Origin of the sequence: Marinifilum sp. JC120, assembly GCA_004923195.1 — a bacterium.
Lineage (GTDB): Bacteria > Desulfobacterota > Desulfovibrionia > Desulfovibrionales > Desulfovibrionaceae > Maridesulfovibrio.
This window is the reverse complement of the sequence record RDSB01000023.1, coordinates 11,010-23,765: the sequence shown is the minus strand read 5'-3', so window position 1 is coordinate 23,765 and position 12,756 is coordinate 11,010. Positions and strand designations below refer to the sequence as shown.

The 12,756-nt window shown below is 42.2% G+C and carries 8 protein-coding genes and 1 pseudogene; 7 read left to right on the top strand and 2 right to left on the bottom strand.

The features are described from left to right. Positions 1-112: 112 nt before the first annotated feature. The 3 genes and pseudogenes from D0S45_17995 (at position 113) to D0S45_17985 (ending at position 3,966) form a co-directional block, all read left to right on the top strand. On the top strand, positions 113-1,105 hold the full coding sequence (locus tag D0S45_17995; GenBank protein TIH12450.1) for an AAA family ATPase: 993 nt from the start codon (positions 113-115) through the stop codon (positions 1,103-1,105). A 113-nt stretch (positions 1,106-1,218) separates the two neighbouring features. Next, entirely contained in the window at positions 1,219-3,801 is a 2,583-nt protein-coding gene (locus D0S45_17990) for a hypothetical protein (protein TIH12449.1), read from the top strand. Positions 3,802-3,825: 24 nt separating this feature from the next. Continuing rightward, positions 3,826-3,966: pseudogene (locus tag D0S45_17985) on the top strand (cell filamentation protein Fic). Here D0S45_17985 and D0S45_17980 read toward each other — a convergent pair. Next, positions 3,963-4,658 (bottom strand): hypothetical protein, encoded by a 696-nt coding sequence (locus D0S45_17980; GenBank protein TIH12448.1) that lies wholly within the window; start codon positions 4,656-4,658, stop codon positions 3,963-3,965. The pseudogene D0S45_17985 and the gene D0S45_17980 sit on opposite strands and share 4 nt — an antisense overlap. Before the next feature lie 119 nt (positions 4,659-4,777). Further along, positions 4,778-5,935: a site-specific integrase gene (locus D0S45_17975; GenBank protein ID TIH12447.1), complete on the bottom strand. Its 1,158-nt coding sequence runs from the start codon at positions 5,933-5,935 to the stop codon at positions 4,778-4,780. Between the two features lie 510 nt (positions 5,936-6,445). Here D0S45_17975 and D0S45_17970 point away from each other — a divergent pair. From D0S45_17970 to D0S45_17955, 4 genes are all read left to right on the top strand, one after another. Further along, complete coding sequence (locus tag D0S45_17970) at positions 6,446-9,052, top strand: chromosome segregation protein SMC (GenBank protein TIH12446.1); 2,607 nt, start codon at positions 6,446-6,448, stop codon at positions 9,050-9,052. Between the two features lie 184 nt (positions 9,053-9,236). Further along, positions 9,237-9,869, top strand: coding sequence for a hypothetical protein (locus D0S45_17965; GenBank protein ID TIH12445.1), 633 nt, complete (start codon positions 9,237-9,239; stop codon positions 9,867-9,869). Between the two features lie 102 nt (positions 9,870-9,971). Beyond that, on the top strand, positions 9,972-10,211 hold the full coding sequence (locus tag D0S45_17960) for a hypothetical protein (GenBank protein ID TIH12444.1): 240 nt from the start codon (positions 9,972-9,974) through the stop codon (positions 10,209-10,211). 5 nt (positions 10,212-10,216) lie between these two features. Beyond that, a complete protein-coding gene (locus tag D0S45_17955; protein TIH12443.1) occupies positions 10,217-12,259 on the top strand; it encodes a DUF3987 domain-containing protein in 2,043 nt (680 codons plus the stop codon). Positions 12,260-12,756: the final 497 nt, after the last annotated feature.

Below are 12,756 nucleotides of genomic sequence, written 5' to 3'. Positions count from 1 at the left end.
AAAATATAAGTTAACATTTTTTTCACAGAATATCATATGGTTGGAAAGCTATGTTAACGTTGCCATTAATGACATATCAGAGTACAACCGCTTTTATAAAAATGAGATAATCATGGCACGTAGCGATTTATTAATAGATTTAGTTAGAGCAGCTCTCAAAGCTGATAGGACTCGGATAAAAAAAGTTACCGAGGCTATTATTGCTGAGGAGCGTGCTAAGCAGCATAATATTCTTGCTGACCGTTTGACTGCTTCCTTGCAGAATGCTCCAGTGCGTCCTCCTGCGAATGAATTGTCGCGTCGACCCGTTCGTAATGGTAATGGAAGCCGGAACGGCAAAGATTTTATTGTAGAGCATACCCCACGACGTTCTCTTGATAGTCTTTTTTTACCTCAACCCTGCATGGATCTTTGTCGAGAGATCATTGAGGAGCAACACAGGGCTTCTGTTTTGCGCTCGCATGGATTAGAACCCCGTCATAAATTTCTTTTGGCTGGCCCCCCAGGTAATGGAAAAACGTCCCTAGCCGAAGCCCTTGCCTATGAGTTAAACGTTCCTTTTTTTGTTGTTCGTTATGAAACAGTTATTGGTTCATTTTTAGGCGAAACATCGTCTCGTTTGAAAAGCATATTTGACTACGCAAGGACAACCCCTTGCGTTCTTTTCTTTGATGAATTTGATACTCTTGGAAAAGAACGCGGCGATACGCATGAAACAGGTGAAATCAAACGAGTTGTAAGCTCTTTGTTGCTGCAAATTGATGATCTTCCTAGCTATACTGTTGTCATATCTGCAACAAACCATTCTGAGTTATTGGATAAAGCTGTTTGGAGACGTTTTGAAGCACGGTTAGAGCTGCCTCGACCAACTCGTAAAAATTTAGAAGCATATTTTTCAATATTTTTAAATCAATTTGAAGAAAATTCTGGTTACCAACCTTCAACGTTGGCTAAACATCTTTGTGGAACAAGTTATGCCGAAGCTGAAGATTTTTGTTTAGATATTCGTCGTAGATACATTCTTTCTATGGGGGAAAAGGTTTTGAAAGAGATTATAGGTTCTCGTCTTCAACAATGGAAAACACGCTATACTCCAAGTAGTTAAGACAAGGCACAACATTTTGTTGTGCCTTTTTTTGTAAATATTGAAATAGCATTTAGGATAATTGTTACTGGCGAAGCATAGTTGTTTCGCTTACTTTATAAGGAGCGTCCGTTATGACAGAAAAACCTCTACTTTGGATGACAAGAGAAGAAAACATACAGCGTCCCAAAAGAAAGCCAATTTTTCGTCCGGTAAATCGTCCCGAGCATCAACGCCAGCTTAATAAATTTTCCCCTAAATTTAGCAGGCTTGGGTCTGTGTTAAGTAAGCCTAACGCTAGGTTAGAGTTAAAGGATGACCCAACTGGTATAGCACCTGATAGAGCATTAGTTTTTGAGGTAGTGGGTTTATTGTCCGATTTTGCCAAAACGGCAAAGTCGGCTGGATTAGAATTCTTAGGATCATTTGAGGAAGAATATGATCCTGATGAAGATTTCTATTACACTTCGCAGAAAACTGGCGCGAAAGAAGATAAGTCTGTTTCTGGTGTTGTGTACCTTGCAATGCCTGACTTAAAAGCGATGGAGCAACTTTATTCTTTATGGCGTAGGTATCAAGAAGGTAAATCATTCGAAACAGGGCAAGGTCAGTGGAAAACGCTTTTTGCTAATTTAAAAGATGTTCGTCCATGGGGACCACAAGATAGGGTCACAGATAATTTTATCACAGATGTTGAGTTCTGGATGGATTCAAGTCGTGAGAAAAATTTTTTATTTGAAATGGATTTATGGTTTTCTAATTCTACAGCAAAGCAACAAGCAGCACTTGTAGAAGTTCGTACTGTATTAGAAAATTTAGGGGGGCGCATTGTCCATTCTTCAAGAATACCTGAAGTCCAATATTACGGTGTCCTTGCGGAATTATCCAATGAGGATATTTCTTTTCTAAAAAATGTCGAAACTAATCCTTTTGCAAAACTTGATGCAATAATGCATTTAAGTCCTAGGGCCATGGCCTTATGTCCTTCTTCTCAATCCATAGGAACCGTTGATATTCCAAAGGGGGAGAGTCTTACTGATCCTGTAGCAGCATTAATAGATGGTTATCCATATGCCAGACATAATTGCCTCTCAGGACGAATTAGCGTGGATGATTTTTTGAATATTGAAGCAAGGTGCCCAGCGAATAATCGTCATCATGGGACGGCAATGGCTTCATTAATTTTACACGGGGATTTGCATAATGATGATGAGCCTTCACTTGACACCAATTTAGTTGTTATACCAGTTTTGCAAACCGTTAAAAATGATAGGGGGGAACTTGAAGAGACAACGCCTGATGATCAGCTTGCAATAGATGTTATCTATAATGCAGTAAAACGTTTAAAGGAAGGCGTAGATGGGCATGAAGCAACAGCACCAGATGTTGTTGTGATAAATCATTCTCTGGGAGATCCTAAAGCTCCTTATGCAAATAGGATTAGCCCATGGGCAAAAGTGCTTGATTATCTCGCGTTTAAATATAAAGTCCTGTTTGTTGTAAGTGCTGGCAATCATTCTCATAAGTTAGACTTTCCTTCTCAACAAAGCATTAGAGCATTTGAAGATTTACCTGAAGACGAACTACAGGATTGCTATTTTAAATCGATTGCTTTGGATATGAGAAATAGAACATTACTGCCTCCTGCTGAAGCTATAAATGCTATGACTGTTGGTGCTTGGCATGCCGATGCTTGTGAAGCCGGTCATCCTCGGACGCTTGTCGATGTTCTTCCTCAGCAAAATGGGCCAAGCCCTATTTCTGCTGTCGGGCTAGGTCATAAAAGAGCTATAAAACCAGATTTGTTTTATGATGGGGGGCGTATTTTAGGCAGAATAATGCCTAATGGGGACTGTTGTGCGATAGTTCCATTGGTACAGCCAACTAATTATAGTGGACAACAAGTTGCCGCCCCATCTGTGGCCGGGGATTCAAATGCTACGACGAATCTTTGCGGGACCAGTAATGCAACTGCACTAATAACTAGAAAAGCAATTCAGCTAAATGAGATGCTTGATGAGCTTGAGGATAGATTTCCTGAGTCATTTGTTCCGCAGTCTCATAGAGCTGTAATGTTAAAAGCTTTGCTTGCTCATGGTTGCCGGTGGCCGAAGGACCTAGATAAACTCGATAAACTCATTGAGCCGATAGGAAGATATCAACATTCACCGAGACGTACTAATATTGCTAGGCTATTAGGGATGGGACGTCCTGATATTTCTCGTGTTCTTTCTTGTACTGCTCAGCGTGCAACTCTAATTTTTTGGGATAATATTGTTGTTGACCGTTGCCACAAGGTTCGCATTCCTTTGCCTCCATCCCTTTCCGCAAAAAAGGAGATCAGAACGCTTACTACAACCTTAGCATGGCTTTCGCCTATTAATTCGAGGCACCAGCAATATCGACAGGCTGTTTTAGATCTAAATATAGAAGCAGGTGAATGTGGAGTTGAAAGGAAGAAGCAACTTCAGGCCCCGAATACAACTATAGAACGGGGGACACTTATTCATAATATATACGAAGGAACTAAGGCGGTTGCTTTGAATGATGATATTGAAGCCAGTATCATTTGTAGGCAACAAGCAGGACATCTTGATGTAGAAGTTCCATATGCCCTTGTTGTCAGTTTCGAGGTCGGGGTTGATTCAGAGATTGATGTATATGAAGAGGCGTGTGCCTATCTTGGCATTTCTATTCAGCAGCCTATTGCGCCTTAGACGGTTTTCTTTGCGCCTTGGGCTCTCAAAGAGCGCAAGTCATTTAGGGAACTTTACCTCAAGCCCGCACTGGAAGAAGGGCTTGAGGAAATGACCATTCCCGACAAGCCCAATAGTCGAAATCAGAAGTATCGGTTGACTGAGATGGGGCAGAGGGTTCTTTAGAAATTTCGGTATTCAGAGCTATCAAGAATAGCTTGCCGTAATTTGTCTGCTATGTTCCTTCGGTTTAGATAGGCGTACGACTTATCTTTAGTTATCAATTCGTAGTCAAGCGAACCGCATTGCATGTTAATTCGTCCATATCCCGGAGCGCGTGGGATAGCGTTATTTTTTCCCGGTGCGCAGTGCTTGGCTAGGTTCATGCGAAAGAGTTCAACTAATCTGTATACTTTTTCTATTTTACTCCAAACGCCATTAATATTAGCCCTATATGATTCATCTTCCTCATATTTTTTAAGCTGCCGACTTCTGATCGCTGTCGTGAGGTTTTCATCTTCACTTTTTTCCCAGTGGGCAAGCTTGGAGCTTATTCCGCCGTTTTTATATAATTTGTCGAATTCATATCGTCTTTCTCGCCACAGTCTCAGTACTTCATATAACCCAAAGATCCATAATTGAGACATCGCCGAAACAGTTAAAGCATATTCCGTGGGAGTTCTTTCAATCTTAATGTATTCCTGTAGTAAGCCAATTTCTTCTTGAGTGAGAGTCGTGTCAACGATGCCTATATTCATTGCTTGCATGCCAAGGTATAGATCGTCATTAAATAGAGGGAGCCATTGTAGCTGAGAAGTGATAACTGTAAAGTTTATACTGTCGAGTTGTTGGTAGTCGGCGTATATTTCATCAAGCATTGCACGTTCCATGTTAAATGTTTTTAGTTGTTTTGCGAATAACATTAATACTGGGGTCGTTATCAGGGTGTCAAAGTTTAATTAAAAATAGTTGGTGCGGAGAGTTGTTAGGCATTTTCTTACTTCTCATTTTGATGATTCTGGATTGTCGTCATATTTTTTGTCATTTCCCTATAAGAACTATTTGCAACTTCACTCGCCTTCATCATGGCATCATCACGTAAATGGGCGTACCGTTGTACCATAGACGGCGTCTTATGAGTGAGCAGTTTTTGCAAGGTGTACAGATCCACTTGTCCCGAACTGGCGAGAGTAGAGGCGAAAACGTGCCGCAGTCCGTGCATGGGGCGGAAATCTTTGGGCAGACCGGCATTATCGCAGATTCTGCGGAAGGGGATGCGCATTTCTTTTGTGGGACCGGTTTTTCTGCCGGGAAAAATGTATTCACTTTTTCTGGGCTGGCTTTCTAAAACAGATCTTGCTGAGTTATTCAAAGGTATGCGCTGGTCTGTTCCATTTTTAGGGTCTCCCAGTGTGATGAAGCCACGATTAAAATCAATGTCGTTCCATCTCAGCTTAAATATTTCGCCTTTTCTCATGCCTGTATATAGGGCCATAAGCATCATGTCCGCAGCGGGTTTATTTGATGAGGCTTCAATGGCCTCCATGAGAGATGAAAGTTGTCTGGGCGTGAGGTCTTCCGTTTTGATGTTGTTTATTTTTGGCATCTCGAAGTAAAGCTTTGCCTGATTGATTGGCTGACACATCCCTCGCTTGGCTCCGAAATTTAAAATGCGTTTGAGCAGGACAAGCCCCTGCTTGACTGTTCCGGGGGCAAGCCCTTTATTCTGCAATTTGCGGCGTAGACGGTCGATGTCGGTAGTGACTACTTCTTCAGGAATCTTTTTCCCGAAATCCTTGAGCAGGTAGCTCCGCCAGCGGTTGCGGTCATCATTGATGCTTTTGTTTTCCTGTTTGGCGTCATAAAATGCTTCCCAGATCCGGCCAACGGTCATTCTGTTGCGCTCCGCCCGAACTTTCTTTCTGCGCTCGTTATTGGAGTCAATCTTCCCTTCAATGCGCAGGACACGCAAACGGTTAGCCTTGGCGGGTGTCATCTGGTCCTGATGCTGGCGCCCGGCTTTTTCTTCAATGGACTTTCCATCTTTATAGTAGCGTATGTAATAGATCTTTTCCTTTACCCCGGTGACTTTATTTTTACTATCTAGGTAGAACACGCCCTTATATGCGGTCTTGTGTCTTTTTACTGCGGCCATCTGCTTTCCTTTTTGAGCTGATTTGTGGGGAATTATAGGGAGCAATATCTGTTCACCACGTACTTAGATACGCAGGGTGGGGAAGCTGTATTCCCCATACTATTCCCCATAAAGGAGGCCAGAATACAGTAAATTATGGGGAAATCAAACAAGCTCAATTAAAGAAGTAAGTCCTTTTAAATAAAGACTTTATGGCTGGGTTAAATCCGGTTAAACAGTTGAATTCAGTACTCAAAATCCGCCGGTAGCAATGCCTTGCGAGTTCGAGTCTCGCTCCCGGTACCAGATAATACAAGGACTTACAGCTTTATGGTTGTAAGTCCTTTTTTTGTGTCTGGTGTTTTGTACAACTCCTGTACAACTTTTTTGAGGGGTGGAGGGGTAAAAAACGTTATTTATTTGCTTAAGGGAAATAGGGATAGCTCACCTTGACAAGCGAGCTTGATTGGGAGTTACATATTTATGTGCTGAATAAATGTGTCGCTTAGTGAGCTAACGAAGGAATTTTATATGATCCGTGCTGAATATCAACGATTCATGCAAACCCTTACCGATAATTCTGTTTCTGAGGATGTTCGCAAAATAGCTAACCTCGTACTGTCAAATTTAGAGACTTTGATTCCTCTCTCGACGGCTCGTGGGCAGCGCGTAAAAAAAATTGTTGAGCTGGCACAGTTGAATTGGGACGGACTTAGCAGCCAAATTCATATAAGCCCTGTTCAATCTAAAACACAGAACAGCTCCACATGTGCGTTAAAGAAAATTTCTGTAGGTCCATTTCGTGGATTTGCCCAAACTGAGGAATTTGATCTTTCGGATAAAATTGTCCTCATGTATGGGCCAAACGGAACAGGAAAATCTAGCTTCTGCGAAGCACTTGAATATGGACTTTTAGGGAATGTAGCTGAAGCTGATAACAAGAGATTCCGTGATCAAAATAAATATTTGAAAAATGCTTATACCAATAATTTTGAAGCTCCAGAAATTATTGGGGACAACGATGCTATAATTGTTGCCAATGAGCCTTTGTACCGTTTTTGTTTCGTTGAAAAGAACCGCATAGATAATTTTTCACGCATCGCAGCTCAGGTCCCAGCGAAACAAGGAGAATTGATTTCTACGTTGTTTGGGATGGATGCTTTCAATTCGTTTGTCCGCAATTTTAGCGCAGAGATGAGTAATAATCATATTGATGTCGAAGGATTAAAATCAAAAGAATTGAGCACGAAGCAGCAGTCTTTAGCGGGGGCGATAGCACAAAAGAAAGAAGCCGAAGAAGCGTTGAAAAGGCTTGTAGGAGAAGAACAAAATTTAGCCAATCAATTTCGGGAAGGCCTAACTTTTAGCCAGATGGGAATAGAGATAAATGGTGAGGGGGAAAATCTTGGAGCAATAAATCTCCTAGAGAATGAGTTGGCCCAACCAGTTAATCCCCAAATGGGATTATCTTTATCAACGCTGCAAAGTTTAGGAAATTCGATTAGAGCTAATTTATCTGATTTGGCAGCAAAGCAGCAGATACTTCAAGCTGCAAGCGAACAGGTCTCTTTTAAAAATTTATATGAAGCTGTTCAACAAATCCAACAGAGTAACGCAGGTGTCTGCCCTGCGTGCAAGACACCACTTAATCATACTGTCGTTAACCCGTATACCCATGCAAGTAGCGAACTTGAGAATTTGCAGCATTTAGCACAAGAGCAAGACCTTGTAGAAAAGTTAAAGCATGAGATAAATGCTTCTTTGAACGGTGTTTCACATATCATAAGTACTTGTTGTACATTTTTTTCTGAAAATGTGATTTATACTTATCAGTTAGGTCCTAATTCTCAAGTGTCATTAGAATGGTGGAATTCATTAAATAAAATTCTTAGTGATGGTTATAGTCCATGGCAGCACTTAGAATCACAAGTTAAAAAAATTGAAACAGCTGACAAAGCAATAGGCCAAGTTCTTCAAGATCGATCTGACAAGCAATTGCAATTAAAAAGACTACGCAGTTTTAATCATCAGATAGTTAGGATTAACACGGAGCGTGATGTTGCTAGTAAAGCCATTGCGGAATCAAAAAAAACAATAGAAAATTTTAATGCTGAAAATGCACAGCTAATATTGGATGTAAAAAATGAACATGCTGCTGTTCAAAGAAATATTTCTATTGTAAGTAGTTACGCTGATCTTGTGGCTAGATTGAATGCGTATAAAAATACATTGCCAATTCAATTGGTTGCCAAATTGGGAGAGACAGTAGTTTCTTTGTACAATGCGTTTAACCGCAATGATGCAGCAAATGAACGATTGGCAGAAGTGTATTTGCCGCTGGCCCAAAACCAACGCCTAGAAATTTCATTTGAGAATGATCCATTAAAACGCTTTGATGCCTTACATGTGTTAAGTGAAGGACATATAAGGTGCCTTGGACTTGCTATTTTAATGGCTAAAAATTTAAAAGAAAATTGTCCTCTTCTAATTTTTGATGATCCGGTGAATGCCATTGATGATGACCACAAGGAGGCAATTAGAAGAACTCTTTTTGAAGATGATTTTTTTAGTGAAAAACAAATTATTTTAGCATGTCATGGCGATGAATTTTTTAAAGATATTCAGAATCTACTGCCACGAAAAATTGTTTCTCAGGCAAAGCTATTTTCTTTTTTACCTAGACTTGGAGAACAGCATATTCGAGTTGATTTTCACTGTAGGCCGCGTAATTACGTCGTTGCTGCGATTGATAGCCTCGATCGGGGAGAAATACGCAATGCTTTAGCTAAATCAAGGCAGGCCCTTGAATCGCTTACCAAGTATAAGATCTGGAAATATGTGAATGATTATGGCGATGGAAATCTATCTATAAAAATGCGATCCGCAGCATCTCCAATCGAACTGCGTAATCTCGCTGAACAGCTTAGATCTAAAATTGCTAAGGGCAATTTCGGGGATAGCAATAAATTAAACGTACTCACGCCTCTCGATACTTTATTAGATATGAATGGTAATTCTCGTGAATGGAGGTATTTGAATAAGGGGACGCATGATGAAGCAGATCGAGCTGAATTTGATCGTAGCACTGTAATTAAAATTGTTAGTATGATTGAAGCTCTTGATTCTGCTCTCCAATAAGGACACCGAATGGATAAAATCTATGACACTTGAATACCACTGGCACAAAAGGCCAACCCACCTAACCATATACGCAGAAGACATGCTCAAACACGTGAGGTCATTCTCGCGTGAAAATAGGCATTTGAAATTATCCCTATCCCTGCTCGAAGACAGAGCACACGGAAGCCTTTTTCTGTTCCCTATGAAGATAGTTGAGCAGATGCTTAAAGCTTCTCCAATCGTTGCTTATACAAATCTTGCTGATATCGATTTAAGCCATGTTTCTGTCCCATCCCCGGGCATACTTAAAGAAGATGGAAATTATTTACCGATCCAACAGCTTCTCAAAATCATAGCCATATCAAACGACCTTCTGGATGACCTCAACGAAGACAAAAGGATTTCAAGATCATCCCTGCATGAATTGTCAGTTACTGTTGACGATTTTTACAACTGGGCGGTTGAAACTTTTCCCCGTTCTAAGGAAGAAAATGATGATACGGCTCCGGCGAAAACGGTTGAGCAAAATATTGAATGGTTCGCTATGCTTTGCGACTCTCTTGGAGTTAACCGCAAAATGTCTGCCCGTAGCCTTTGGAATATTATTAAAGATAAATCCTCTTCCGAAAAACCGGTATGTTTTGATGATTTTCAAGTTGTCCTTCATGATGAAAAGCTTTTCTATTCTAGTGGCCCCCTGACTCCCAGACTTTGGCGTGAGTATTTGGATCATGAAGAGGCTGTAAGAATCGTGTACAAATCATTTGAAAATTACCTATCCAGATACAAGAAAAATCTCCCAAATAATCCCAACGGTGTGAATAGCGTTGATTAACGGCATTTAACGCAGGGTAACAAACTCTCCCAGTTTTCCGCACAGCCATCCCGCCAGTGCTAACCTTCACTCATCTTAACAAATGTTTGGAGGTTAACACTTATGCCAATCAAAGAATCAAATGAGTCTTCCGGTGCTGATCTGACGATCCTGCACAAAACACTTCCCCCGATCATTGCCCGTAAGGATGTAAAGCTTTACCTCGGCGGGCTGATTTCAAGCGGATACCTTGCCAATCTGGATTCTCAAGGGCGAGGTCCGAAAAGCATCAAAAGCGGCAGACGAGTCGCGTATCTTCGTGAAGATCTGATTTCATGGCTTGAAAACTGGTTGCAGGGGTAGGCTTAATGGTCTCCCTTTCATCCGTATCAACTATGACGCTTGCCGATGCTGCTTTATTCTATGCAAAGCAGGGACTCCCCGTCTTTCCATGCTCAGGAAAACGGCCTTGCGTTTCCGGTGGATTTAAAAGCGCGACTACCGACCTGAATCAAATCACCCAATGGTGGCAGCAATTTCCACAGGCAAATATAGGCAGCCCGACCGGAGCGAACAGTTTTGTTCTGGATATTGATCCTCCGCACGGGGAAGAGTCGCTTGCTTTGCTTGAAAGCCAGAACTCTCCATTACCCGAAACACTGACCCAGCGAACTGGGAGCGGCGGACGGCATCTATTCTTCATACAGCCTGCTGATGTTGAGATACGTAACTCTGCCAGCAAGATCGGCAAGGGTCTCGATATCCGTGGAACTGGCGGTTATATTATCCTGCCGCCATCGGTTCATGCTTCGGGTGATTCTTACCAATGGATAACCGAATGTTCCCCCGCTGAAGCTCCTGCTTGGCTGGTCGAGCTTATTCTTAATGGCTTAGCGTCCGACTCACAGACAAACCAACCTGCATATGTCCAATCCCTACTGAAGGCTGAGAAAGGAACCCGTAACGATTCTTTAAACAAGGTCGCTTTTCAAGTCGGGAAGGATCTTGCGTCTGGTAAGGCGGATGGCGGGAACGTTGAAGCTATTGCTAAAGCTGCTTTGCAAACAGGTCTGGGACCAAAGGAAGTTCAACAGACTCTTCAGAGCGGAGTACAGGCCGGAAAGAAGGTTGTTGAAGAAAGCAATCCGTATTCAGGGCTAACCACCTCGGCGTGGCCGATCCCGGACAAAGCGGTTTTTTACGGTTTTGCCGGGGAATTTGCAGAATTTGCGGTGGAGAAGTCTGAAGCCGATCCAATTGCTGTTCTCGCGACTTTTTTATGTCGTTTTGGTGTTGAAGTCGGGCAGTCTCCGCACATGTTTGCCGGAGAGAAGCAGTATAGCCGGATAAATGCCGTGCTTGTCGGCCAGAGTTCGAAAGCGCGTAAAGGCACTTCATCCATTCCTATCCGGGAATTGTTCGCTTTCAATGAAAAGGAATGGATTTCGGCGCAGACATCCCAAGGACCGCTTTCCAGTGGCGAAGGGCTGATACATGCCATACGTGATCCGGAACTGAAATATCACGTGGATAAAAGCACCGGAGTTGGTGAGCAGATTACTATGGACCCCGGAGTTGAAGACAAACGTCTTTTTATCCTTGATCAGGAATTTGCAGGGGCTCTGGCTTGTACAAAGCGGGAAGGCAATACTCTTTCAACCATTGTCCGTACCCTGTTTGATGGCGGAATCATCGAGCCGCTGACCAAAACAAGCAGGTTGGTGGCAACAAATCCCCACGTTGCCATTACTACCCACATTACTTTGCAAGAGCTGCACGCCCGACTTGATCGGGTTGAGATCTTCAACGGCTTTGCAAACCGTTTCCTATGGCTCTGCGTCCGTAGAACAAAATTGATCCCCTTCCCGGAACCTTTGGATAGTCAGCAGGTGAGAGCGTTTCAAAAGAAGCTTCACTTATTGCTGGAGTCATCGAAAGCATGTTCTCAGATGGATTTTGATCCTGAAGCCAAAAAGGAATGGGGAAACATCTATCCGCTGTTGGCGAAAGAGCGTGCTGATTTGCTTGGTTCAGTGCTTAACCGCTCTGAAGCTTATGTCCGGCGCATTGCGTTGATTTACGCCTTGCTTGATGGAAGTGACTGCGTTCGGCTCCCTCATTTGAAAGCGGCTCTTGCTCTCTGGGATTATTGCGAACAGTCAGCGCGATTCATTTTTGCCGGATTGGAGAGTGATTCGACTTGTCAGAAGATTATGGAAGCTTTGGAGGAGTCCGGTGGAAAGCTGGATACTTCCGGTCTGTATAAATTTTTCGGAAACCACATCTCAAAACGAAAGATGACCGTGGCCCTGAATAACCTCCTTGCCAGCAAAAATATTCGAATCGAAGAAGTGAAGCCGCAAGGAGGAGGGCGACCACGAAAAATATTTTATTTATGCGAAAAAAGCTAATTTTGCGAATTTATTCAAAGTGCGTTGCGAGTAAGTTCGCAAAATTCGCACACTTCATATTGAATTAGTAAATTCGCAAAGTTCGCGAAATTCGCGCTGAAAAAGAAAAAATGACTCAAACAACGCGGCCTATCAAAAATATAAGGAGGTGATGGGTAATGGCAATTTCGTCGCTGTTTCAAATCTATCTGAGCTGAAGCTTACACACCTAGATTATAGGAGATTTTTGGATACGATCAGTTATGATAGGAGATTTTTGATTATTATCGGTTATTATTGAAGATTCTCCTTAAATCTCACCAGAATAACCTAAAATAAAGCATAATCTCCCAGAGTCCGAAGGCAGGACAGGTAAGGTGGGCCCACTTTTTCAAAGCGGTTGACCTTACGCCCTGCACAGCCTCGGGGCTGAGATGGACTTATTCACCTTCGGTTCAACGAAAATTGCTGGTGAAATTCAGAATTCCTGAATTTTGCGATTGTATTAACTGTAAACA